Below are 24,851 nucleotides of genomic sequence, written 5' to 3'. Positions count from 1 at the left end.
TGCGGAAAGCTTCGTATCCGCAACGGGTTCCCATGTCGTTCAGATCTCTTCTCGCCGCCTCGGCCTTCCTCTTTTCCGCCCCCGCCTTCGCCGCGCCGGGTTATCTCCGCACCCCGTCCATCGCCTCTGGGGTCGTCGCTTTCGCCGACGAACGGTCGGTCTGGATCGTGCCGGAGACCGGCGGCAGCGCGCGGCGGCTGACCACGCCCGGCCATGTGGAGCCGCATCCGCTGCTTTCGCCGGATGGCAAGCAGGTCGCCTTCCTCGCCGATTTCGACGGTCCGACGGAGATCTACGTCATGCCCGTCACCGGCGGCGCGCCGCGGCGCGTCACCTTCGAGCATCGAGCCGGCCGTACAGCGCCGCTGCCCGTGCTCTGGGACGCGACGGCGGGACTCGTCTTCGCCACGACCGCCCATTCCTCCCCCGGCTTCAGCCGGATGCTCGCCCGGGTCGATCCCGCCACCCGCGAACGCGCCGTCTATCCACTGGCCGACGCCAATGACGCTGCCCTTTCCCCGGACGGGCGCTGGATCTATTTCGTGCGCTTCGGTACGGCAATCAGCGGCGATCACCTGCGCGACTATCGCGGCGGGGCGGTCGCGCAGCTCTGGCGCTTCGACCTGCGCGACGGCAAGGAGGCCGAGCGCATCGGGCCGCAGGACGTCAATCTCCGCCGCCCGATGCTCTGGCGCGACCGGCTGATCGTCATCAGCGACCGCGACGGGCGCGACGCGCTCTGGAGCTACGCGCCCGACGGGTCGGACGGGCGGAAGCTGACGAGCGTGCCGGGCTTCGGCATCGCGGAAGCCGCGCTCGCGGGCGATACGGTGGTCTATCGCGCGGGCGCCGATCTGCGGCGCTTCGACCTCGCCGCCAATGCCGACACCCCCCTGACGGTGGACATCGCCTCCGACGACGCGGCGCGGCGCGTGCAGTGGCTCGACCACCCGTTCCGCTATCTCAACGACGTGACGCTCGGCGATGACGGCGCAACCGCCGCGCTGACCTTCCGCGGTCATGTCGTGCTGGCGTCGCCCGGCCAGAAGCGCCTCGTGCAGATCGCCGACGCGCCCGATCTCCGCCTGCGCCACGCCGCCCTCGCGCCGGACGGGAAATACCTCTACGCCTTCAGCGATGCGAGCGGCGAGTCCGAGATCTGGCGCTTTCCCGTGGACGGCAGCGGCACGGGCACGCAACTCACCCATGATGCGAAGAGCGAACCGACCGGCCTCCTCGTCTCTCCGGACGGCAAATCCATCGCCCATACCGACCTGCTCGGCCGTCTCTTCATCCTCGACATCGCGAGCGGCGCGGACAGGCTGGTGGAAGACGCGACGAAAGACGGCACCAACGTCTATGACGGCCTCGTCTGGTCGCCCGACAGCCACGCGCTCGCCTTCATCCGCACGCGCGGCAGCAATATCCGGCGGCAGATCGCGCTCTATACGCTGAAGGACGGGGCGGTTCACTGGGCGACGGATGGAAAATACGATTCCTTCTCGCCCGCCTTCGCGCCGGACGGACACTGGCTCTGGTTCCTTTCCGACCGCACCTTCACCCTGGCGAACGACTCGCCCTGGGGCGACCGCAATCTCGGCCCGGTCTTTCCCAGGCGCACGGCGATCTACGCCCTCGCCCTGCAACCCGGCGAGCGCTTTCCCTTCCAGCCCGCGACGGAGCTCGACTCTCCCGAAAAGAAGGACGACCATAAGGACGGGAAGAAGGACGCAGCCCCCGGAAGCACTCCCGGAGCCGCCATCGCGGCCCTCGTCCCGGACGGTCTCGCCGCCCGCCTCTACAAGGCGCCCGCGCCCGCGGGGGACTATGTCGCGCTCGGCGCGTCCGGTGCGTTCCTCTTCGCGCTGGACGGTCATGACGCGGCGGGCACGCTCAAATCCATCCATATCGACCGGGACGAACACAAGGTCGAGACCTTCGCCGGAGACGTGACCGGCTTCAGCCTCACCACGGACGGCAAGACCCTGCTCGTGCAGCAGAAAGCGCCGCCGGACGCCGCGCCGAAGCTCTTCCTCGTCCCCGCCGCCGAGAAGATGCCCGGCGACACCGCCACCGCCGCGATCCATCTCGACAGGCTGCGCCTGCGCATCGACCCGGGCGCGGAATGGCGCGAGATGTTCGAGGATGCCTGGCGCCTGCATCGCGATCATTTCTTCGACCAGGCCCTGCGCGGCGTGGACTGGAACGCGGTGAAGGCCCGCTACGCGCCGCTGGTCGCGCGTCTCGGCAACCGCTCCGATCTCGACGATCTGCTCGGCCAGATGATGGGCGAGCTGAACGCGCTGCACTCCCAGCTTCGCCCCGCGCGGACGGACGGACGTCCCGCCGCCGATCTCATCGCGGGTCTCGGCGCGACGCTGGCGCGCGAGCCGGGCGGGTATCGCATCCTCCATATCGACGCGGGCGAGGCCGACCGGCCCGACGCCCTGCCGCCATTGCTGCGCCCCGGCGTGAATGCGCGCAACGGCGATCTGATCGTCGCCGTGAACGGCCAGAGCGTCGCGGGAGGCGTCGATCTCGGCGACGCGCTGGCCGATCAGGCCGGGCGCCAGGTGCTGCTGACGCTCCGGCGCGGCGGGAAGGACATCCGCACCGTGGTCACGCCGCTGAACGCGAAGGCCGAGGCCGCCAGCGGTTATACGGACTGGGAGACGAGCCGCGCCGCCATGGTGGACGCCGCGAGCCGCGGCAGGATCGGCTATCTGCATCTGCGCGCCATGGGGCCTGAGGATATCGAGACCTTCGCGCGCGAATTCTACGCCGATCTGGACAAGGACGGCCTCGTGATCGACGTCCGCCGCAACATGGGCGGCAACATCGATTCCTGGGTGCTGACGCAACTTCTGCGCCGCCCGTGGATGTTCTGGGGACGTTACGGCAACACGCCCGCCGTCAACATGCAGCAGAGCTATCGCGGCCATATCGTCGTGCTCTGCGACGAATTCACCTATTCGGACGGCGAAACCTTCTCGCTCGGCGTCAAGGCGTTGAAGATCGCGCCTCTGGTCGGCATGCGGACGGCGGGCGCGGGCGTCTGGCTGTCGGACGGCGACCGGCTGATCGACCAGGGCACCGCCCGCACGGCGGAGAACCCCTATTTCGACCTCTCCGGCCATTGGCAGGTCGAGAATCACGGCGTCGAGCCCGATGTGGTGGTGGAGAACATGCCGCACGCCACCTTCGCCGGACAGGATCAGCAGCTTTCCAAGGCGATCGACCTGCTTGACGCCGCCATCGCCGCCCATCCCGTGACGCTGCTCAAGCCGGACGTCATCCCGCCGCTGGAAGCGAAATAGCGCCATGCCGCCACGCTGCGGCGATCGCCAGATTTTCCTTTCGGGACGCGACGCGACCGGATAATGTCGGGACCGGCGATGTTTTGAGCGGGCGGTGCCCTGCGGAGAGAATGAAGAACGGACTGATCCGTATTCTGATGGTCGCGGCCGTCTTTCTGGCCGCGTTGACGCAGGCCGGGGTCGCAGCCGTCCTCCCTGCCCCGCATGCCGTCACGTCCTGCTGCAAGGACCACCCGGCTGCCCAGCCTGTCGCCCGTCTCCCCGACACCCAAGCCGTGGCGGCTGCGGCGTTTCATCCGGCCACGACTCATGCGCCCGGGAAATGCCCCTGCGCCCTGATCGGCTGCGTCATCTCCTTGCCGAGTCTGGCGCCCCGGCACTCTGCCTCCATGCGCGCGCCGCTTTTCGCGTCCGTGGATTTCTTTGCGGCGACGCATGGCGCGCCGGCCGGCATTCTCGTCTACCCCGACACACCTCCCCCGCGAGTCTGAGGCGTCCCATCGACAGGTCTCCTGCCCGGAGCCCTGTCCCGCCGCCATGCTGTCATAGCTGAGGCGCGCGTATCGGCGTGACGCCGACGCCGCGCCGTCCTGCCGGGTCGATTCCCCATGTCCTCTGTTCGCGCCTGTCTCCTCGGCGCCCTGCTTGCCGCCTCCGGGCTTACGGCAGGGTGGATCGTCGGACGTTCCCATATCGCCATGCCGATGCATGCCGCCCCTCCACCGCAGACAGGTGGCCAGAGAACGGGGGGGCAGAAAAACGCGGGGAGACCGATCCTCTATTATCGCGATCCGATGGGCGGCGCGACATCGCCCGTTCCCGCAAAGGATGCGATGGGCATGGCCTTTCTGCCGGTCTATGGCAGTCAGGGCCCGGAAGCGCCCGGCATGGTGTCGCTGAGCCCTCGTCTCGTTCAGGAGACGGGCGTGCGGACGGCCGTCGCGACACGTCATGACATGGAGCCGACGATCCGCATCGTGGGCACGCTGCGCATGGCGGAACCGGCGCAGAGTGTCGTCTCGCCCCGGTTCAGCGGCTGGGTCGAGCGGGTTTTCGCCGACGCGACCGGCGAGACCGTGCGCAAGGGCAATCCCCTCCTGACGGTGTACAGCCCGGAGGTCGCCCATATCGAGGCCGAGTACCAGTTCGCGGGCGGCGACGGGACCAGTGCTGACGGAACGCTCCAGAGCCTGCGCGCGCTCGGCGTGCCCGAGGAGGAACTGGCGCGGCTGAAGCGCGAACGCCGCGTCAACGATCATATCGTTCTGCGCGCGCCCGCCGACGGCACCATTCTGGAGAAAGGCGCAGTCGCGGGCGCGCGATTTGCGCCGGGAACCATCCTCTACTCTCTGGCGGACCTGTCGCGCCTCTGGCTGATCGCGGATGTGTATGAGGACGATCTGCCATGGATTCTCGCTGGGCAAAACGCCGTCATCCATTTCGTGGCGTGGCCCGGCCGCGCCTTCGCCGGACGGATCGATTTCGTCTATCCGACCGTCGCGGAGCAGACGCGCACGGCGCGGGTGCGGATCGTTCTTCCCGATCCGCGGGGGGTGCTGAAGCCCGGGATGTTTGCCTCCGCTGCGATCGGCGGCCGCATCCGGCGCAATGTCCTGACGGTTCCCGCCTCCGCGGTTCTCGACGACGGCGTGCGCGAGACCGTGCTGATCGCCCGGTCCGGCGGGCATTTCCTGCCACGGCAGGTCAGGACCGGCCTACGGGCGGGAGATGAGGTCGAAATCCTCTCGGGGCTGACGGAGGGCGAAAGGGTCGTCACCTCGGCCACCTTCCTGATCGATTCCGAGAGCAATCTGCGCGCGGCGTTCGGGCGCATGGCGGGAGACGTCACGAAGACCGGGGCGGCGCGCGAATGATCGCCCGGATCATCCGCCGGGCGGCGGACAACCGCTTCCTGATCCTGCTGGGCACGCTCTTCGTCGCCGTCGCGGGATATTACAGCCTCACCCATGTCTCGCTGGACGCCGTCCCTGACCTTTCCGACACGCAGGTGATCGTGCAGGCGGCCTATGAGGGGCAGGCGCCCCGCGTCGTCGAGGACCAGGTCACCTATCCGCTCACCAGCGCCCTGCTCGACGTTCCGGGCGCGGTCACGGTGCGCGGGCAGTCCATGTTCGGCAACGCCTTCGTCTATGTCATCTTCAAGGACGGAACCGATCTCTACTGGGCGCGCAGCCGGGTGCTGGAAGCGCTCAACGCGCTGGGCGATCGCCTGCCCGCCGGCGTCAGGCCGGTTTTGGGGCCGGACGCGACCGGCGTCGGCTGGGTCTATGAATATGTTCTCGTGGCAAAGAACAGGACGCTGGCGGAACTGCGCAGCCTTCAGGACTGGTATGTCCGCTACGGACTCGAACACGCGGAAGGCGTGTCGGAAGTGGCCGCGATCGGCGGCTTCGTCCGCGAGTATCAGGTGGTCGTCGATCCGCGCAAGCTGGAGGCCTACGGCGTTCCGCTCTCCGCCGTCATGCGCGCCGTCGGCCGCAGCAACCGGGACACGGGCGGCCGGGTCGTCGAGATGTCCGAGCGGGAATATCTCGTCCAGGGGCATGGCTACATCCGCAGCCTCGACGACCTCCGCAAGATCCCCCTGCGCAGCCGGGACGGCACGCCGGTCCGCCTCGGCGATCTCGCGCTGGTCCGGTTCGGGCCCGACGAGCGGCGGGGGCTCGCCGATCTCGACGGCGAGGGCGAGGTGGCCGGCGGCGTCGTGCTGCAACGCTTCGGCCAAAACGCGCTGGACGTCATCGGAAACGTCAAGCGCCAGCTCAGGATCGTCGAGGCGGGTCTCCCCGCGGATGTCTCCATCAAGGCGGTCTATGACCGCTCGGCCCTGATCCGGCGCGCGATCTTCAACCTCCGTCACACGCTGATCGAGGAGAGCGCCATCGTCGCCGCCGTCTGCATGATCTTCCTGATGCATGCCCGCAGCGCGCTCGTCGCGATTCTCGTGCTGCCCGTCGGGATCATGCTGGCGTTCATCGTCATGTACGCGCTCGGAATCGGCTCGAACATCATGAGTCTCGGCGGCATCGCGATCGCCCTGGGCGCGATGGTGGACGCCGCCATCGTCATGATCGAAAACGTGCACAAGCATCTGGAGAAAGACGACGATCCGGCCCATCGCCGCCGGATCGTGCTGGACGCGGCCTGCGAGGTCGGGCCGGCCCTGTTTTTCAGCCTGCTGATCATCACCGTCTCGTTTCTGCCGATCTTCTCGCTTCAGGGGCAGGAAGGACGGCTCTTCAGGCCGCTGGCCTATACGAAGAGCCTCTCAATGGCGGCGGCGGCGCTCCTGTCCGTGACCCTCGTGCCGGTGCTCATGACGCTGCTGATCCGGGGCAGGATCGTCCCCGAGGCGCGCAATCCCGTGAACCGCCTGCTGGTCCGGGCCTACAGGCCGGTCATCGGGACCGGCCTCCGCCACCCTTGGGTCACGGTCCTCCTCTCGCTCGTCGTGCTGACGCTCACCCTCTGGCCCGCCAGCCGGATCGGCTCCGAATTCATGCCGGAGCTGCGCGAGGGCACGCTGCTCTACATGCCAACGACCCTGCCGGGGATCTCCATCGGCGCGGCGAAGGCGCTTCTTCAGACGGAAGACCGCATCATCAAATCGTTTCCCGAAGTCTCGGACGTTTTCGGCAAGACCGGACGGGCGGACACCGCGACCGATCCGGCGCCGCTCTCCATGAACGAGACGATCATCGGGCTGAAACCGGAAGACGAATGGCCCAGCGGCATGACCCAGGAGAAATTGATCGACGCCATGAACGCGGCCCTGACGCTGCCGGGCGTCACGAATGCCTGGACACAGCCCATCAAGGGACGCAACGACATGCTCTCCACCGGAATCCGCACGCCGGTCGGCATCAAGATCTTCGGCCGGACGCTCGCCGATATCGAGGCAACGGGCGAGCGGATCGAGCGGGCCCTCCACGGCGTGCGCGGCACCGCCAGCGTCTATGCCGAACGCGTCGCCGGCGGATATTATCTCGACATCCTGCCCGACCGGGACGCGCTCGCCCGCTACGACCTGACGGTCGGAGACCTTCAGGACGTGATCGCGACGGCGCTCGGCGGCAAGGCCGTGACGACGATCGTGAAGGGCAACGAGCGTTATCCGGTCAATATCCGCTATCCGCAGGCCTTCCGCTCCGATCCCGACTCCATCGCCAGGGACGTTCTCATCCCTTTTCCCGGCGGCGGCATGATCCCGCTCGGGCAGGTCGCCACCGTCTCCGTCGCGCCCGGGCCGCAGATGATCCGGACCGAGAACGCCGCGCTCGTCGGCTATGTCTATGTGGATATCCGCGACCGGGATCTGGGCGGGTACGTCGCCGACGCGCAGCGCGCGGTCCGCGAGAAGGTCAAGCTGCCCACGGGCTGCTATCTCGAATGGAGCGGCCAGTTCCGGAACATGCAGGACGCGAAGGCGCGGCTTGAAATCGTCATTCCGGCGACGCTTCTTATCATCGTCGTCCTGCTCTACCTTAATTTCGCCAATCTGACCGATACGCTGATCGTGTTCTGCTCCCTGCCGTTCTCGCTGATCGGCGGCCTGTGGCTCATGTACTGGCTCGGCTTCAACATGAGCGTGGCGGTGGCGGTGGGTTTCATCGCCATGACGGGGCTCGCGGCCCAGACCGGCGTGGTCATGCTCGTCTATCTCGACAACGCCTATGCGCGGGCCAGAAGCGCCTGCGCCGAGACAGGCGCGCCCTTCGATCTCGCGGCGCTGCACGACGCCGTCATCGCCGGATCGGTGCAGCGCGTCCGCCCGATCCTGATGACGGTCTGCGCGATCTTCGCGGGGCTTCTGCCGAATATGTGGAGTCACGGCACGGGTTCGGAGATCATGCGGCGGATCGTGACCCCGATGATCGGCGGCGTCGTCTCCTCCACGGCGCTGACGCTGGTTCTGCTGCCGGTCGTCTATGCGCTGGTCAAACGACGCGCCTGCGCGGAGGCGCCGCGATGAGGCGCGCGACGATTGTCCCGGCTCTCCTCGTTCCCGTGCTGCTGGCGGGCTGTTCGATCGGGCCCCATTACAAACGCCCGGACATGGCCATGCCATCCGCCTACAAGGAGGACCGGGGAGCGTGGCGTCGCGCCGTCCCTGCGGCGCAGGACATACCCGAGGCATGGTGGCGCGGGTATGACGACCCCGTCCTGGACGCGCTGGAGCGGCAGGTCGCGACGTCGAACCAGACCGTCAAGACCGCCGAGGCGCTGGGCCGGGAAGCGGTCGCCGCGATCGCCGATGCGCGGTCGTCCCTCTTCCCGACCGTCGGGCTCGGCGACTGGGAAGGGCGCATGGTCGGCACCATGCCGCGCCTGATGCAGCCCGACGCGCTGTTCGGCGACGCCGCGTGGAAACCGGATATCTGGGGCGAATTGCGCCATAACGTCGAGAGCGCCTCGGACCAGGCCGCCGCCGCGACGGATGAAACCGGCGCGGTCATCCTCGCCTCGGAGGCGACGCTCGCGCGGAGCTATTTCGCCCTGCGGGCCCAGGACGAGATGGCGCGCCTCCTTCAGCAGGAGCTGCACGCGATCGCCACGCGCGCGGACATCCTGCGCAACCAGTTCGACACCGGAACAGGGGACGATGCGGCCGTCCTGAGTGCCGAAACCGCGAAGGAGGAGATTTCCGCGCAACTGGCGGCGATCGGGACGGTGCGTCCCCGGCTGGAACATGCGATCGCCGTCCTGACCGGCAACGCTCCGGCTGAATTTTCCATCGCGCCCGCCTCGATCGGGGACACCTTCCCCACCATTCCCGCGGGGCTGCCCTCCGTTCTTCTGGAGCGGCGTCCGGACATCGCCGCCGCCGAGCGGCGTGTCATGGCGGCCAATGCGCGGATCGGCATGGCGCTCGCCGCATGGTATCCGGATTTCACGCTCTCCGCCTCTTCCGGCTATGCGAGCATGGCGATGAGCAAGTTCCTTCAGGCGTCGAACAGCTATTGGGCGCTGGGACTCGCCGTCGCGCAGACGATCTTCGACGGCGGCCGGAGGCAGGCGCGCGTCACGGAAGCCCGGGCGGCTTACGAGGCGACCGTCGCGGCGTATCGGCAGACCGTCCTCGACGCGTTCCGGCAGGTGGAAGACAATCTCTCTTCCGCGGACGCCCTGTCCGGGCAGTTGCGCGCGGAGGAACGGGCGGCGGCACGGGCGCGCGCCTCGGAGGGTCTCGCGCAGGCGGAATATCGCGCCGGAGAAGAACGTTACCCGGTCGTTCTTCTGACGCGGATCGCGACGTTGCGGCTTGCCCGCACCGTCGTTCAGCTCAGGGCCGAGCAGCTTCAGGTCAGCGTCGCGCTGATCGAGGCGCTGGGCGGCGGATGGAACAACCGCGCCTCCCCCACGCCCCCGTAGAACGCCGCCGCCGACGCATTCGGTTTCATGAATGCGTCGGACGGACGGCGCGGGACGTCGCGTTCAGTTCGGCTTGGCCATGCCGTCCTGCGGGGCGGCCATCGCGTTGTCGTGGCCCATGCCGTCATGGGACATTGCGTCCTTCTTCATGCCGTGATGCGCCATGCCGTCATGCTTCTTCATGCCGTCGCGGGACATGCCCATGTGCGACATCCCGTTGTGCGACATGCCGTCCTTCGACATGCTGTTCTTCGACATGCTGTCATGTGCCATCGCGTTCGGAGCCATGGCATTGTGCGACATGGCCTCCTGTGCGTGAGCGATACCGCCGCAGGCGACAGCGGAGGAGAAAGCGACGGCGATGGCGAGGCTGCGAATGGACATGATGATTTCCTATGAACTGTTGATCAGACGCGGAGGGGGAAGAATTCCCGCCTCTCTGTCCTGTTCTTCGGCGGGATCGACGGTCCGGTTACAGCGCGGCGCGACTTTTTTATGAACCGCCGAACCAGTTGTAGCCCTGATCTTCCCAATAGCCGCCCGGAAAGCGATTGGTGACTTCGATCGACGAGAGATATTTCGGATTCTTGTAGCCGAGCTTCGTGGGAATCCGGACCTTCATCGGCGCGCCATAGGCTGACGGCAACGCATGATCTCCATAGTCCAGCGCCATGATCGTTTGCGGATGCAGCGCGGTCGCCATGTCGATGCTGGTGGAATAATCGTCGAAGCAGCGGAAATTGACGTATTTCGCGCGAAGATCCGCCCCGACATGGTGCAGGAATATCGACAGCGGCACGCCGGACCAGTCCCCGATCGCGCTCCAGCCTTCGACACAGATATGGCGCGTGATCTGCCGTTTCTGCGGCAGCGCGCGGAACTGCGCGAGCGACCAGGGACGCCTGTCCGATACCAGACCACCGACTTCCAGACGCCAGCGCGCCGGATCGACGGTGCGGACCTCGTCCTCGTCATAATAGGCGTTGAACGGAAAGGGTTGCGTGATCTGTGACGCGTCGAATTCCCGCGCGAGCCGCTGGCGGCTGAACAGCAGGGCCTGCATCCGGTCGGTAAATCGCGACATCACCGCAAGCGCGCGCTCGACGGACGGCTCGTCATCCAGCGCGCAACCGGACAGCATCGACAACCCGCCAAGCGACAGGGAGCCTTTGAGCATCAGGCGGCGCTCGATCCGCCGCAGTTCGGGAGCGATCGCGGCGCGATCGGGTCTGGCGCGGCTCATCGGACGGTCTCCTGAGAGGCCGCAGGCGGGCGGCGGCCGAAAATCATGCCGAACAGGGTCTGCGGCACAAGCAGGGCGAGGACGATGTGAATGACGAGAAAGGCCACGATCAGCGTCATCATCGCGAAATGAATGCGGCGGGCGATGTCGTAACCGCCGAACAGCCATGTCAGCCATCCGAGTTGCACCGGCTTCCAGATGGACAGCCCGCTCGCGACCGTCAGCAGGGCCACGATCAGGACGCCGGTATAAAGCAGTCGCTGGACGGCGTTATAATGGCCGGCCGTGTGGGACAGGCGGAAACGCAACGCTTGCGCCACATCGCGTCCCACGGCGCGCGGGCCGGCGGGCCGCAGGTCGCGGCGGAAATGCCCCGACAGCGCGCCGTATCCCAAATAAACGACGCCCGCAGCCATCAGCACCCACATCGCCGCGAAATGCCAGGCGATCCCGCCGCCCAGCCATCCTCCCAACGTAGCCCAGGGCGGGAACTCGAAAGGCAGGATGGGCGAGGCGTTATAGATCTGCCAGCCGCTGCCGATCATGACGAGCATCGACGCTGCGCCGATCCAGTGGGTGATGCGAATGACGGGCGACGGCGTGCGGCCTGGCCGCACGCGGCGTGATGAGAGCATGTCCGGGCTTTCCGACTGAAACATGAGGGACTGATGGGATGCGTTCGTCGGAGGCCGGCAAAAAGTTACAGCGCCGACTGCACGATGTCGTGTGCGCAAAAATTCCGCATGGCGGCGTAACCGCACAGTCCCTGGCCGCGAAGAACGCAGCGACAACCCACAACAAGGGGGGACACTTCATGACATCCCGTCGCCAATTCTGTCTTGCCTCGGTTGCGATGGCGGTCGTCGGCCGCGCACGAGCCGTGGAGCATTATCCCGTCACGCATACCGACGCCGAATGGCATCGCCTGCTGACGCCCGCGCAGTACGACGTGCTGCGCGACGCCGGGACCGAAGCGCCGTGGTCGAGCCCATTGCTGAACGAGCATCGTCCCGGCCGCTTCGCCTGCGCCGGGTGCGATACGGCGGCATTCGACGCCCGCACCAAATTCGACAGCGGCACGGGTTGGCCAAGCTTCGACCGCGCGCTGCCGCACGCCGTGCGGGAACGCAGCGACGACAGCCTCGGCATGGAGCGCACGGAGGTGCTGTGCGCGACCTGCGGCAGCCATCTCGGCCACGTCTTCGATGACGGGCCGCAACCGACCGGCCTGCGCTACTGCATGAACGGTGTCGCCCTGTCGTTCCACACGGCCTGAAGGAATGAGAACCATGACACGATCACGACTTCCGGGTGCTTCCCTTATGGGCGCTTCCCTTTTGGCGCTGTCCATATTCGGCATTGACTGCCACGCGGCGACGAGCGAACCCGGCACGCGCGCTCTTCCCGCGCCTACCTTCGCGGAAGCGGCGCCCACGACCCGTCACGCGAGCGCCGTTTTCGCAGGCGGCTGTTTCTGGGGCGTGCAGAGCGTATTCGAGCATATCCGTGGCGTGACCGCGACCCGCGCGGGTTTCGACGGCGGCGCGCGCGACACCGCGGAGTACGAGACCGTCAGCGGCGGCGAAACGGGCCATGCCGAATCGGTCGAGGTCGAGTACGATCCGACGCAGGTCAGCTACGGCACGCTGATGCGGATCTTCTTTTCCGTCGCGCTCGATCCGACCCAGGTGGACCGGCAGTTCCCGGATGACGGTCCGCAATATCGCTCCGTCCTCTACACGCGGTCCGCCGCGCAGGCGCAAGAGGCGCGCGCCTATATCGCGCAGCTCGATACCGCGCATGTGTTCGCGCGCCCGATCGCGACGCAGGTGGCGCCGGATCACGGATTCTACCCCGCCGAGGCGGAACACCAGAATTTTGCGGCGCGCTATCCGTCCAATCCGTATATCGCTACATATGACGCACCACGGATCGAGGCGCTGCACGCGTTGTTCGCGTCGTTCTGGCGCGCGCAGCCTGTGCTGACACTGGCCGACGACGGCGGAAGCTGACTGTCGTCATCGAAAGACGGAGGATTCGTGACGGAAGCGGATTGGAGTCGCTGGATGGCGGCGGCGCAGGCCGGCGACGCCGACGCCTATCGCCGCGTGCTCGGCGAGGCGCAGGCCTGGCTGAAACGATTCTTTCTCCGGCGTCTGCCGCCGTCCATGGTTGACGATGCCGTGCAGGACACGCTGCTCGCCGTCCACGAAAAACGTCATACATTTGACCCGTCGCAGAAATTCGGCGCGTGGATCGCGGCGATCGCCCGTTACAAATGGATCGACAGATTGCGGGCCAGCAATCGCGCCGAGACGACACTTCTGGATGACGACCTGTCGGTGGAGGGGCATGAAGATCAGGTGACGACGGCGCATGCGCTCGAAAGGCTGCTGGGGCAGTTGAAACCCGGGCAGGCCGAGGCCATTCGTCTCGTCAAGCTGCACGGGCTGAGCATCGAGGAGGCCGCCCGCCGGACGGGGCAGTCCGCGACTCTGGTCAAGGTCAACATTCATCGCGGTCTGAATCGGATGAATGCTATGGTAATGCGAGGTGGTGATGTCGACTGATCCCCTGATCGATCGGCTCGCGACCGATCTGCGGCCCGTCAGACGGCGGACGCCATGGCGGGACGCGACGATCCTGTTGGCGCTGGGCGTGATCGAGATCGCCTGCGTGCTGACGCTGGGCCTGATGCGTCCGGATCTGTCGCATGCCGTACAGACGCCCAGCTTCTGGTGGAAGACGGGAAGTCTGGCCGTGATCGCGGCCGTCGGCGGGGCGACGACACTGCTGTCGCTCGATCCCACACGCTCGCCGCGTCGGGGTTTGCGGATCGTGGGCATGCTCGCGCTCGCCGCACTTGCGCTTGGCTGGCTGGTGGACGTGGTCCAGGTTGATCCTGCCGGTTTCTGGCGGAGGATCGACCCCGCGCACGGCATCGTCTGTGCCCGCAAGATCGTGGAGATGTCCCTGCCCGCGGTGCTCGCGCTCGGCCTTCTGGCGCGGCGCGGCGCGCCGGTGGACGCGCGCGGCACAGCCTGGGCGGTGGGCGTCACCGCCGCGGCCTTCGGCGCTCTGGCGTTCGCGCTGGCCTGCCCGTTCGACGATCCGCTCTATCTTGCGGTCTGGTATTCGGTAGCGTGCGGCGTCGTGACACTCGCCACACGCCTGATCCTGCCGATCCTGACCCGCTGGTAAGAAAGAATCGTGGCTGCCGTCCGGTCCCGTCGGACGGCAGCGCGGATCAGCCCTGTGCGAGCCGGTCCTGTGTTTTCGTATCGAAATCGGACGCGTCGTGCCGTTCGTGCAACTGGCTCGACGGCTCGCCGCTCGTACGGTTGACCATGCGGCCGCGCCGGACCGCCGGGCGTTCGAACAGCCGGTCCGCCCAGGCCCGGACATGCGGATAGTCCTGCACGCTCAGGAAAACGGCCGCGTCGTTATACAGCCAGCCTTCGACGAGGCCGCCATACCAGGGAAAGATCGCCATGTCGGCGATCGTGTACTCGTCGCCTGCAATGAACGGGCTCCCGGCAAGCTGCCGGTCGAGCACGTCGAGCTGGCGCTTGGCCTCCATCGCGAAGCGGTTGATCGCGTATTCGATCTTCTCCGGCGCATAGGCATAGAAATGCCCGAAGCCGCCGCCGATATAAGGCGCGCTGCCCACCTGCCAGAACAGCCAGTTGAGGCAGGCGGTGCGCCCCGCGATGTCCTTCGGCAGGAACGCTCCGAATTTTTCGGCGAGATAGAGCAGGATGGAGCCGGATTCGAAGACACTCAGCGGCTCGGCCAGACTGTGGTCCACCAGCGCCGGGATCTTGGAGTTCGGGTTGATCGCGGTGAAGCCGGAGCCGAACTGATCGCCGTCTCCGATCCTGATCAGCCATGCGTCATACTCGGCGCCCGCGTGACCGGCGGCGAGCAGCTCTTCGAGCATGATCGTGACCTTCACACCGTTGGGCGTGCCCAGCGAGTAGAGTTGAAGCGGATGGCGACCGACAGGGAGCGCCTTCTCATGCGTGGCCCCTGCAACCGGGCGGTTGATGCTGGCGAACTTGCCGCCGTTCCGGGCATCCCAGGTCCAGATTTTGGGCGGAACATAGGGGGTTGATGACGCCATCTGTCGAGCCTTTCGCGATCATGGTTGGAGATTCAAGGGGAAACAGGGCGCGCCGCGCATCCTCTTCCATGGCGTCGACGATGACGGAACGGCCTTCCGGATGATCGTTCAGCCTCTGACACTGCCATTTCCCTCCCCGGCGACAGCGATCAGGCGGGCTTCGTGGCCGCCGGGGCACGATCTCGCGCGCGCCGGCTCAGCGCGGAGCCGGCGTCCCCGTCGCCGAGGGCGCCACCGCACCGGATGCGAGTCGTGTCACCGTCGCCTTTGACGGATCGTCCAGCGGGAAATCCGTCTCCCACCCGCCGCCGAGCGCATTGTAGAGCGCGACCAGATCGCTCGCGAGCACAGTCGTGCTGTCGGCGAGCCGCTGCTCGGACACGAGCTGATTACCCTGCGCGGAGAGCACGTTGAGATAGGTCACGAGACCGGAGCGATACTGGTCGCGCGCCAGCGCCACGGCCTTGCGGTTCGCGTCCACCGCCTTGACCAGGCTGTCACGGCGAAGCTGCTCGTCGCGATAGGCGATCAGCGCGTTGTCCACCTCGCGCCACGCGCCCAGAACCGTCTGCTGATAGGCGATGGCGGCTTCCTTCTGGGCCGATTTCTTCAGCTGGAGTTGCCCGCGCAGACGCCCGCCCTGGAAGATCGGCAAGGAAATGGACGGCCCCACATTCCACGCCCGCGCATTCCAGAACCCGAGATCGCGGAAGGAGAGCGACTGGAAACCGAAATCGGCGCTGATCGTGACCTTGGGATAGAACTCGGCCATGGCCTCGCCCACCTGCGCCACGGCGACATGAAGCTGCGCGTCCGCCCTGCGGATATCGGGACGCCGCTGCGCCAGTTCGGACGGCACGCCCACCGGCACGCGCGGCGGAATGACCGGAATGCCGGCCGCGCGGTCGAGTTCGCCGTTCAGGGCCCCCGGAGGCGCGCCGAGCAACAGGCTGATGGCGTTCATTTCCTGCGCGATCTGCTGCTGAAGCTGCGTGACCTGCGCGTCGGTCGCGGCCAGTTGCGCCTCGGCGCTCTGCACGTCGAGATCCGTGACCAGCCCGCTGCGGAAACGGTCCTTCGCCAGTGCCAGCGTATCGGCCTGCAAGCCGCGATTGGCCCGCGCGATGCGCAGCTGCTCCTGCGCGCCGCGCAGGGTCATGTAATCGCGCGCCATGTCGGCCTGCTGGGCGATCAGTATGCCGCGACGCGCCTCATCGGACGCCTCGAGCTGCGCCTTTGCCTCTTCATATTGCCGCGCGACCCGCCCCCAGAGATCGACCTCATAGGTCGCGTCGATGGAATCCGACCACTGGTTGAGGAGCGGCACGACCACGTCCCCCGCGCTGTCCGCGAGCAGATTGCCGTTCGGGCCGCCGAACTGCCGCCCGACCTTGTTGACGAGATATTGCGCTTCCTTCGTGCTGTACTGCGTCCGCCGATAGGAGCCGGCCGCCGTCAACGCCGGAAAGCGCTCCGCCCCGGCCATGAGCAGTTGCGCGCGGCTCTGCGCCAGTTGCGTGGCGGCGCGCAGCACATCGAGGTTCTCCCGCACCACGCGCTCCTCGAGCGAGGTGAGTTCCGGATCGTGGAACACCCGCCACCAATGCGGATCGGGCGCCGCGGAACTGAGCACGCTCTTCACCTGCGCGTCCTGCACGGCATTCCCATGCATGTCGTAATGCGACGGCGACCAGAGGTCGGGGCGGTGGTAGTCCGGCCCCATCTTGCACGCGCCCAGCCCGGCCGCCAGCACGAGCGCGGCACTTCCCCGCAGCACCGCGCGCGGCGACCGCCCCTTGTTCACAACATCGCCCCCCATCAATGCGCTCCCTCGCCGCCCCCGCTTCGCTTGACATACGAGAGCAGAAAACAGATCGGCACGACGCAGAAGGCGATGATGCCGATCTCCATGAAAAACTGATTATAGGCCAGCATAGAGGCCTGCTGCGTAAAGGTCTGGTACAGGTTATGCCGCGCATACTGATCGGCGACGGGGGAGGTCATCCCGTATTCCATGGCCGTGCGCCGCACGCCGTCCAGATAGTCGTTGAAGCCCTGCGCATAGGGCGTCATCCAGTGCGTGAGCAGCGACTGCCTTTGCTGCCGGGTTTCCAGCACCGCCGATGTCGCCAGGGAAATCGCCAGCGAACCGACATAATTGCGCGACATGCTGAACATGGCCGAAGCATCGGAATTCAGCCGTCGCGGCAAGGTGGCGTAGGCGACCGTCGAGATCGGCACGAACAGGAACGCCAGCGCACTGGTCTGGAAAATACGATACTCCACGAGATGGGTGTAGCTTGTCGTCGGCACGAGCTGCGCCGAATAGAACATGGAGCACCCCATCAGGAAGAAGCCGAAGGCGATCAGGTTGCGCAGTTGCACCTTGCCCATCAGCCGCCCGACCAGCGGGATGAGGCAAATGATGATCACGCCGCCCGGCGCGAGCACCTCGCCGGAAATGGTCGCCGTGTAGCCGAGCACCTGCTGGGCGAATTGCGGCACGATGATCGCGGAGGCATAGAGCAGCCCGCCCACCATCGCCATCAGGAACGTGCCGACGGCGAAGTTGCGGTCCTTGAAGATCGAGAGGTCGAGCAGCGGGTTCTTCGTCTTCAGCAGCCACAATATGGCCGCGAGCGTGCCGCCGATTCCCAGCACCGCCATGACGATGATGAAGTTGGAGCCGAACCAGTCGTCATCCTCGCCGCGGTCGCACATGATCTCCAGACAGCCCAGCCCCAGGGAAATCAGCCCGATGCCCACCACGTCGATCTTGGTGCGCTCCTGCTTGACCCATGGCGGATCTTCGACCAGCGTCGAGACGCCGATCAGCGTCAGGATGCCGAAGGGGACGTTGACGTAGAAAATCCAGCGCCAGGAATAGTTGTCCACCAGATACCCGCCCAGAAGCGGGCCGAGGATCGGCGCGACGATGGTCGCGATCGCCGTCAGCCCGAACGCCGCCCCGCGCAGGTGCGGCGGAAAGGTGTCCAGGATGATGGATTGCTGGTTGGGTTGCAGCCCGCCGCCGAAGAACCCCTGCATCAGGCGGAAGACGATCAGCATCGGCAGGCTGGTCGAGAGGCCGCAGAGGAAGGACGAGACCGTGAACATGGCGATGCAGATCAGGAAGTAGCGCTTGCGCCCCAACAGCTTGCCGAACCATGCCGAGATGGTCAGCACGATGCCGTTGGCCACGAGATAGGAGGTCAGCGCCCAGGTGGCGTCGTCGTAGGAACTGCCGAGCGCGCCGGATATATGCGGCAGCGCCACGTTGATGATCGTGGTGTCCAGCACCTCCATGAAAGCGCCGAGCGTCACCACCACGGCGATCAGCCACGGATTCGCCTTCGGCTTCCACTCCGCATCGTGGTCGGCGCTGCCGCTCATTGCACGGTGACCGTCGACTCGACGGAGATGCCCAGCGGCAGCGGAATCTTCGGGTCGAGGCCGCTGTCGATGAGGATCTTCACCGGCACGCGCTGCACGATCTTCACGAAATTACCCGTCGCGTTCTCCGGCGGGAAGGTGCTGAACGCGGCACCCGCGCCGAGCTGGATCGAATCCACATGCCCGCGCAGGTCGAGCGACGGATAGGCGTCCACGCGAATCCTGACCTTCTGGCCCGGCCGCATCCGCGTGATCTGGGTCTCCTTGTAGTTGGAGACCACCCACACTTCCGGCTCGACGATCGAGAACAGCTTCTCCCCGGTCTGGACGAAATTGCCCTGCTCCACATTGCGCTGGGCGATCCAGCCGTCATGCGGCGCGACGACACGCGTCCATCCGTAATTCAGCTGCGCCTGCACGATACTGGCCTCGGAGGCCTTCAGCGCCGCTTCCTGCTGCGTGATCGTCACCTTGGTATTTTCGATATTGGGGATGACGGGCTTCGCCTGCTCCAGTTCGCCCTCCGCCTCGATGACCTGCGCCCGCGCCTGGTCCAGCGCAGCCTTGGCGTAGTCGATGTTCTGCTGCGTCGTCGCCGCGCGGGACACGACCTTCTGGCGGCGATAATCCGTCTCGGCCCTGAAGAGCTGCGCCTGGGCGTCGGCCAGCCGGCCTTGCGCGGATTTCAGGCGTCCGGGAAAGTTCTGCTTGGCCACAAGCTCCAGAAGACGCGACCCCGCCAGATTGGCCCGGGCCTGCGCGAGCTGAGCCTCGGCCCGGTGCAGCGCGGCGATATAGTCGCGATCGTCGATGGTCAGCAGAAGCTGCCCGGCATGGACGAACTGGTTGTCATTGATCAGAAGCTGGGTGACATAGCCGTTCACATGGGGAGCGACCGCCAGCTTGCGCCCTTCAGTATAGGCGTCGTCCGTCTCGACCTCGTTGCGGGTCAGGAACCAGTAGGTGGCCCAACCGAAAATCGCCAATACAACAAGAAGGATGATGACCACCCGTACCACCGGGCTGCGTTTTGCCGGTTTCGACGTCTTGCCGTTCGCCGCGCCGTTGTCCTGCTGCCCGTCCTGCTGTTCATCCTCAGCCATGTCCGTCCTTCCGTGGACGCCTGTCTCCGGACGCTGCGGCAAGCGCGCCGGAAGGCGAATTACGCAATAATGACCGTTCGGTTCGGTTCAGCTAGCACGGCTGCGGAACCCTCGCAATCGGCGTTTTCTCTAAATGAAAACTTTCGGGTTTCCAACTGGGTCCGCGGCGGCCGGAGCACCCGCACGAGCCGGGAATCGCTGCCTTCTCGCTCGATCGGCCACGCGAGCCAAGCCATTCCGGTGTCTCCCCGCAACGGATCTGGCAAAAAATATCTTGTGAACTTATCTGGAAAATCCGGACCGGGCTTGTTATTTTTCTTCCGCGCCGCATGTTATTCCCTTATGGCACGCTCCCCTTCTATAAGCCGGACATGATGAGCCGCCCCCCGCAAGAGTCTGCGCTCGGCGTCGCCGAAGCCGAAACCCTGATCCGCCGGACGCTCCGCCCGCTGGGTACGGAGCGCGTGGCGCTCGGCGCGGCGGCCGGTCGCATCCTGCGCGAGACGATCGCCGCCGAGCGGGACCAGCCGCCCTATGACCGCGTGATGATGGACGGCATCGCCCTTCGGCATGGCGCACCCGCGCGCCTGCCCATTCTCGGCACGCAGCGCGCCGGCATGCCCGCGCTGAACCTGACCGATCCGTCCGGCTGCATCGAGACGATGACCGGAGCCATGTGCCCCGCTGGCGCGGATACGATCGTCCCCGTGGAACGCATCACCCGGGTGGACGGCGTCGCCACGCTCGAACCCGGCTACACGCCCGTCCCGGGCCAGTTCATCCACCGGCGCGGGAGCGACTGCCGCGCGGGCGAGGCGCTCCTGTCTCCCGGAACGCGCCTCAGTGCCCCCGCCCTCGCCGTGCTGGCGGGGAACGGCGTGGCGGAGGTGGCGGTCAGCCGCCGCCCGCGCCTCGCCATCCTTTCCACCGGCGACGAACTCGTGCCCGTCGACGGGCCGGTGCGCGACTGGGAAATCCGCCGCTCCAACGAGGAAGCCATCGCCGCCTCGCTCGCGCTGCACGGGTTCGGCGAGGCGGAACGCTTCTGGGCGCCGGACGATCCGGACGCGACCATGGCCGTCATGACGCGGGCGCTGGCGGAGCGCGATGTGGTCATCCTCTCCGGCGGCGTGTCGATGGGCGATTTCGATTACGTCCCGCAGGCGCTGGAACAGCTCGGCGTCCGCCGCATCTTCCACCGGGTCGCCCAGCGTCCCGGCCGGCCGCTCTGGTTCGGCCTCGGCCCGCAGGGGCAGGCGGTGTTCGCCCTGCCCGGCAACCCCGTTTCCGCCATGACGTGCTTCACGCGCTACGTGCTGCCCGCGCTGACCGCCGCCGAGGGGGCGACGGAGTCCCGCGCCGTCCCGCTCGCGCTCGCGGAAGATGCCCCACGCCTGCCGGACCTCACCCGCTTCATGCCCGCCCGGCTGACACATGCGGCGAGCGGGCAGACACTCGCCCATCTCCTCCCGGTTTCCACCTCCGGCGATTTCAACCATCTCGGCAGCACTGACGGCATCGTCGAAATCCCTCCGGGCGACGGCGCCGCCCCCGCCGGGAGCGCCGTGACCTTCCATGGCTGGTGAAACGCCCCCATTCGCGGACAGGCTGGGCCGACCGATGCGCGACCTGCGCATCTCGGTCATGGACCACTGCAATTTCCGCTGCCCCTATTGCATGCCGGAGACGACCTATCACGAGCAATATCGCTTCCTCGATCCGCAGGAGCGGCTGAGCTTCGACGAGATCGAACGCGTCGCGAGGATCGCCGCGGGCCTCGGCGTCACCAAGCTGCGCCTGACCGGTGGCGAGCCGCTCCTGCGCCCCGGCCTGCCCGGGCTCGTCACCCGCCTCACCCATATTCCCGGCATCGAGGACATCGCGCTGACCACGAACGGCGTGCTGCTGCCGCGCCATGCCGCCGACCTGCGCGCGGCGGGCCTCTCCCGCGTCACGATCAGCCTCGACAGTCTCGACCCCGTCCGCTTCGCCCGGATGAGCGGCGGCCGGGCGAAGCTCGACCAGGTTCTGGACGGAATCGCATCCGCTACGGCGCAGGATTTCCCCGGCGGGGTGAAGATCAACACCGTGCTCCAGCGCAGCGTCAACGAGGCGGATGCGCTTTCCCTCGTCCGGCACTTCCGGCATACCGGCATCGTGCTGCGTTTCATCGAATATATGGATGTCGGCAACCGCAACGGCTGGATGCTCGACGATGTCGTTCCTTCCCGCGAGTTGCATGACCGAATCGCCGCGCTCTGGCCGCTGGAGCCGCTAAGCCCGAATCATCGCGGCGAAGTCGCCCGGCGTTACCGTTTCCTCGACGGCGCGGGAGAGATCGGCTTCGTCTCCGCCGTGACCGCCCCGTTCTGCGGCGACTGCTCCCGCGCGCGCCTCTCCTCCGACGGGCGGTTCTACACCTGCCTCTTCGCCACCACGGGCACCGACCTGCGCGCCGTCCTGCGCGCGGACGCCCCGCCCGAGGTGACGGAGAGCCGCCTGCACGCCCTGCTTTCCGGCGTCTGGCGCAACCGGACGGACCGCTACAGCGAGGAGCGCGCCTCTCCGCCTCCTCACGGTCATCGCGAAAAAGTCGAAATGCATTATATCGGCGGATGACATGACAGAACCGACCCTCACCCATCTCGACGAACATGGCGAGCGCCCCCGCATGGTGGAGGTCGGCGGCAAGGCCGTCACCCGCCGCGAGGCGCACGCGCAGGCGCGGCTCCGCTTCCCGCCCGATGTCGCCCGCATTTTGACGGAAGCGGGCTTCACCACGAAGAAGGGCGCGGTCCTCACCATCGCGCAGATCGCCGGAATTTCCGGGGTGAAGGCCACCTCCTCGCTGATTCCCCTCTGCCACCCGTTGCAGATCGACGGCTGCACCCTCGATATCGCCGTCGAGGGCGACGAGGCGATCATCGACTGCCGCGTCACCTGCACCGGCCGGACCGGCGTCGAGATGGAGGCCCTGACCGGCGCGTCCGTCGCGGCGCTGACGATCTACGATATGTGCAAGGCGCTGACCCACGACATGGAGATTCGCTCCGTCCGCCTGCTCGGCAAGACCGGCGGCAAGCGCGATGTCGGAGTGCCGCCGTGACTACCCCGCTGTACGGGCTGATCCTCGCGGGCGGCCAGTCCACGCGCATGGGGCAGGACAAGGCGGCGCTGGACTATGCCGGGCAGCCGCAACTTGACGCCGCCTTCGCCCTGCTCGCCCCGCTGGTCGAACGCTGCTTCGTCTCCGTGCGTCCCGATCAGATTCATGATCCGGTCCGCGCGCGCTTTCCCCAGATCGTGGACCATCTGGATTCGGTCGGCCCCGCCGCCGGTCTGCTGGCCGCCCACGCGGCGCATCCGCATGTTGCGTGGCTCGCCGTCGCCTGCGATCTTCCCCGGCTCGACCGCGCGACGCTGGACACGCTCATCGCCGCGCGCGACACCGCATGCCAGAGCGCCGTCGCCTTCCGCAGCACGTTCGACGACCTGCCGGAACCGCTCTGCACCATCTGGGAGCCCGCCGCGCTGACCGCCCTCGCCGCCTCCTTCGCCCAGGGCAGGAGCTGCCCGCGCAAGGCGCTGATCCACGGCGACACCCGCCTGCTGCCGCCGCGTTCCGGCGGCGCGCTCGACAACGTCAACACCCCGCAGGAGCGGGACGCGGCGCTCGCCCGCATCGGAGCCCCATGATCCGGATCGACCTCGAATATTTCGCCCAGCTCCGCGACGAGGCCGGGCGCCCGGGCGAACGCCGCGAGACCGGCGCCCCCACGGCGGCGGCGCTCTATCAGGAACTGGCCGCCGCCTATGGCTTCTCCCTCCCGGCCGGGCGGATGCGCGTTGCCATCAACGCCGCTTTCCAGCCCTGGGACCATCCGCTGAAGGACGGCGATACCGTCGTCTTCATTCCTCCCGTCACAGGCGGCTGATCCGATGTCATCTTTCCTGATCTCCGCCGAGCCGGTCTCCCTCGACACGCTGCGCGCGCCGCTCCTACTCTCCAGCGCGGGGGGTTATTGCAGCTTCGAGGGCTGGGTGCGCGAGACCAATGACGGCCGCGCCGTCAGCGGGCTGGATTACGTCTCCTATCTTCCGCTCGCGCAGTCGGAAGGCGAAAGGATTCTGGCCGAAGCCCATGCCCGCTTCGCCGTCAGCGCCGTCGCGGCCTTGCACCGTACCGGCTACCTCGCCATCGGCGACCTCGCCGTCTGGATCGGCGTCTCCGCCCCGCACCGCGACGCCGCGTTCCGCGCCTGCCGCTTTATCATCGACGAAATCAAGAAACGCCTGCCGGTCTGGAAGAAGGAACATTATCTGGACGGCGAGGCGGAATGGGTCGCCTGCCATCATGATCATGACCATCACGACGGCCACGGAGACCATGGCGACGAGGGGATGTCACGACCATGAAGCGGGCGCCGGACCTATGGTCGGCGGCCGGCACGGTCCTTTAGAAAGAGAAGACTAAGCTGGACTTTGGCGGTTTTGGGTAATGAATCGAATGTGAATCCTGTCGGGATTCCCGCCTGCACCTGATGGGGCGAGTCTTGTCCGCAATGTGATGCGGGAGACCTGTGATGGGATCGGACACGGAGAGCACAAACGATACGGACCGTATGGCGGCGTGGCTTGCGCCATTTCGTAGGGCCTTCACTGCGCCGACATGGCGTCGTGTTCTGGTGCTGGCATCGGGCGCGATCCTCTCTCCAGGACGCAGGACCGTCTGTTCGGCATTACGGGCAGTGGGTTTGTCGGATGCCAGGGACTTTTCGTCGTTTCATCGTGTCCTGAACTGCGGTCGTTGGAATGCCCGTGGTCTCGCCCGGATACTGTTCCTTGGTCTGGTCTCTGCCCTTGTTCCCGATGGGCCTGTCATCATTGGGATCGACGACACGCTGGAACGACGCACCGGCCGCAAAATTGCGGCGCGGGGCATCTATCGGGATCCGGTGCGTTCGTCCCATGGTCATTTCGTCAAGGCCAGCGGTCTGCGCTGGCAGGTGTTTATGCTGCTGACGCCGCTTCCGTGGACGGCGCGGGTCTGGGGACTGCCGTTTCTGACCCTGTTATGCCCATCGGAACGATATGCGCGCGAACGAGGCCGGCCACACCGGAAACTGACGGATCGCGCGCGGCAGGGCCTGCTGCAGATTGCACGATGGTTGCCCGGGAGGCAGATCGTCGCGGTATCCGACAGTTCCTACGCGTCGATCGACCTGCTCAACGCTGTCAGGCACCACGTCTGCATGATCAGCCGCCTGCGACTGGATGCG

The 24,851-nt window shown here is 66.8% G+C and carries 23 protein-coding genes; 16 read left to right on the top strand and 7 right to left on the bottom strand.

The features are described 5' to 3' along the window. The first annotated feature begins 32 nt into the window (after positions 1-32). The 5 genes from EDC31_RS14555 (at position 33) to EDC31_RS14535 (ending at position 9,710) form a co-directional block, all read left to right on the top strand. A complete protein-coding gene (locus tag EDC31_RS14555; protein ID WP_042055779.1) occupies positions 33-3,317 on the top strand; it encodes a S41 family peptidase in 3,285 nt (1,094 codons plus the stop codon). Positions 3,318-3,427: 110 nt separating this feature from the next. Next, a complete protein-coding gene (locus EDC31_RS14550) occupies positions 3,428-3,808 on the top strand; it encodes a hypothetical protein (RefSeq protein ID WP_042055777.1) in 381 nt (126 codons plus the stop codon). A gap of 117 nt (positions 3,809-3,925) precedes the next feature. Then, positions 3,926-5,191, top strand: a complete 1,266-nt coding sequence (locus EDC31_RS14545; protein ID WP_042055775.1) for an efflux RND transporter periplasmic adaptor subunit — start codon at positions 3,926-3,928, stop codon at positions 5,189-5,191. Continuing rightward, positions 5,188-8,310, top strand: a complete 3,123-nt coding sequence (locus tag EDC31_RS14540) for an efflux RND transporter permease subunit (protein WP_042055773.1) — start codon at positions 5,188-5,190, stop codon at positions 8,308-8,310. The genes EDC31_RS14545 and EDC31_RS14540 overlap by 4 nt, the downstream gene beginning before the upstream one ends. Further along, a complete protein-coding gene (locus EDC31_RS14535; protein ID WP_042055770.1) occupies positions 8,307-9,710 on the top strand; it encodes an efflux transporter outer membrane subunit in 1,404 nt (467 codons plus the stop codon). The genes EDC31_RS14540 and EDC31_RS14535 overlap by 4 nt, the downstream gene beginning before the upstream one ends. 63 nt (positions 9,711-9,773) lie before the next feature. Here EDC31_RS14535 and EDC31_RS14530 read toward each other — a convergent pair whose 3' ends face one another. The 3 genes from EDC31_RS14530 to EDC31_RS14520 form a co-directional block, all read right to left on the bottom strand. Next, positions 9,774-10,094 (bottom strand): pentapeptide MXKDX repeat protein, encoded by a 321-nt coding sequence (locus EDC31_RS14530; protein WP_042055767.1) that lies wholly within the window; start codon positions 10,092-10,094, stop codon positions 9,774-9,776. Positions 10,095-10,203: 109 nt separating this feature from the next. Continuing rightward, positions 10,204-10,953 carry a molybdopterin-dependent oxidoreductase gene (locus tag EDC31_RS14525; protein WP_042055765.1) on the bottom strand — a complete coding sequence of 250 codons (750 nt, stop codon included), beginning with the start codon at positions 10,951-10,953 and terminating at the stop codon, positions 10,204-10,206. Continuing rightward, positions 10,950-11,588 (bottom strand): cytochrome b/b6 domain-containing protein, encoded by a 639-nt coding sequence (locus EDC31_RS14520; RefSeq protein WP_042055764.1) that lies wholly within the window; start codon positions 11,586-11,588, stop codon positions 10,950-10,952. The genes EDC31_RS14525 and EDC31_RS14520 overlap by 4 nt, the downstream gene beginning before the upstream one ends. A 179-nt stretch (positions 11,589-11,767) precedes the next feature. Between EDC31_RS14520 and msrB the strand changes: the two genes are divergently transcribed. From msrB to EDC31_RS14500, 4 genes are read left to right on the top strand one after another with little or no spacing between them, the layout of a single operon-like run. After that, a complete protein-coding gene (gene msrB / locus EDC31_RS14515) occupies positions 11,768-12,229 on the top strand; it encodes a peptide-methionine (R)-S-oxide reductase MsrB (protein WP_042055762.1) in 462 nt (153 codons plus the stop codon). 13 nt (positions 12,230-12,242) lie between these two features. Continuing rightward, entirely contained in the window at positions 12,243-12,965 is a 723-nt protein-coding gene (msrA, locus tag EDC31_RS14510; RefSeq protein ID WP_042055760.1) for a peptide-methionine (S)-S-oxide reductase MsrA, read from the top strand. A 27-nt stretch (positions 12,966-12,992) separates the two neighbouring features. Continuing rightward, positions 12,993-13,523, top strand: a complete 531-nt coding sequence (locus EDC31_RS14505; RefSeq protein WP_042055759.1) for a sigma-70 family RNA polymerase sigma factor — start codon at positions 12,993-12,995, stop codon at positions 13,521-13,523. Beyond that, entirely contained in the window at positions 13,513-14,154 is a 642-nt protein-coding gene (locus tag EDC31_RS14500; RefSeq protein WP_042055756.1) for an NrsF family protein, read from the top strand. Before EDC31_RS14505 ends, EDC31_RS14500 begins: the two co-directional genes overlap by 11 nt. A gap of 46 nt (positions 14,155-14,200) precedes the next feature. Here the strand turns inward: EDC31_RS14500 and yghU are convergent, their stop codons facing one another. The 4 genes from yghU to EDC31_RS14480 all read right to left on the bottom strand — a co-directional run bounded on the left by yghU (position 14,201) and on the right by EDC31_RS14480 (position 19,572). Continuing rightward, complete coding sequence (yghU, locus tag EDC31_RS14495; RefSeq protein ID WP_042055754.1) at positions 14,201-15,076, bottom strand: glutathione-dependent disulfide-bond oxidoreductase; 876 nt, start codon at positions 15,074-15,076, stop codon at positions 14,201-14,203. Positions 15,077-15,272: 196 nt separating this feature from the next. Next, positions 15,273-16,895, bottom strand: a complete 1,623-nt coding sequence (locus EDC31_RS14490; protein ID WP_042055752.1) for an efflux transporter outer membrane subunit — start codon at positions 16,893-16,895, stop codon at positions 15,273-15,275. Next, positions 16,895-18,469, bottom strand: a complete 1,575-nt coding sequence (locus EDC31_RS14485) for a DHA2 family efflux MFS transporter permease subunit (protein ID WP_042055750.1) — start codon at positions 18,467-18,469, stop codon at positions 16,895-16,897. The genes EDC31_RS14490 and EDC31_RS14485 overlap by 1 nt, the downstream gene beginning before the upstream one ends. Then, positions 18,466-19,572: an HlyD family secretion protein gene (locus EDC31_RS14480; protein WP_042055748.1), complete on the bottom strand. Its 1,107-nt coding sequence runs from the start codon at positions 19,570-19,572 to the stop codon at positions 18,466-18,468. Before EDC31_RS14480 ends, EDC31_RS14485 begins: the two co-directional genes overlap by 4 nt. Before the next feature lie 371 nt (positions 19,573-19,943). Between EDC31_RS14480 and EDC31_RS14475 the strand changes: the two genes are divergently transcribed. From EDC31_RS14475 to EDC31_RS14445, 7 genes are all read left to right on the top strand, one after another. Then, entirely contained in the window at positions 19,944-21,158 is a 1,215-nt protein-coding gene (locus EDC31_RS14475; RefSeq protein ID WP_204366635.1) for a molybdopterin molybdotransferase MoeA, read from the top strand. Next, positions 21,148-22,191 carry a GTP 3',8-cyclase MoaA gene (moaA, locus tag EDC31_RS14470; RefSeq protein ID WP_081797388.1) on the top strand — a complete coding sequence of 348 codons (1,044 nt, stop codon included), beginning with the start codon at positions 21,148-21,150 and terminating at the stop codon, positions 22,189-22,191. Before EDC31_RS14475 ends, moaA begins: the two co-directional genes overlap by 11 nt. Before the next feature lies 1 nt (position 22,192). Beyond that, complete coding sequence (gene moaC, locus EDC31_RS14465; protein ID WP_042055745.1) at positions 22,193-22,678, top strand: cyclic pyranopterin monophosphate synthase MoaC; 486 nt, start codon at positions 22,193-22,195, stop codon at positions 22,676-22,678. Further along, positions 22,675-23,268, top strand: a complete 594-nt coding sequence (locus EDC31_RS14460; protein WP_081797387.1) for an NTP transferase domain-containing protein — start codon at positions 22,675-22,677, stop codon at positions 23,266-23,268. The genes moaC and EDC31_RS14460 overlap by 4 nt, the downstream gene beginning before the upstream one ends. Then, positions 23,265-23,507, top strand: a complete 243-nt coding sequence (locus EDC31_RS14455) for a MoaD/ThiS family protein (RefSeq protein ID WP_042055742.1) — start codon at positions 23,265-23,267, stop codon at positions 23,505-23,507. Before EDC31_RS14460 ends, EDC31_RS14455 begins: the two co-directional genes overlap by 4 nt. A 4-nt stretch (positions 23,508-23,511) precedes the next feature. After that, positions 23,512-23,988, top strand: coding sequence for a molybdenum cofactor biosynthesis protein MoaE (locus EDC31_RS14450; RefSeq protein ID WP_042055739.1), 477 nt, complete (start codon positions 23,512-23,514; stop codon positions 23,986-23,988). Between the two features lie 167 nt (positions 23,989-24,155). Further along, positions 24,156-24,851, top strand: a 696-nt coding sequence (locus tag EDC31_RS14445) for a transposase (RefSeq protein WP_165920207.1), incomplete at its 3' end; no start/stop codon positions are given.

Source organism: Acidomonas methanolica, from assembly GCF_004346035.1.
Lineage (GTDB): Bacteria > Pseudomonadota > Alphaproteobacteria > Acetobacterales > Acetobacteraceae > Acidomonas > Acidomonas methanolica.
The sequence above is the reverse complement of the archived record's forward strand: the minus strand, read 5'-3'. Positions and strand labels throughout refer to the sequence as shown.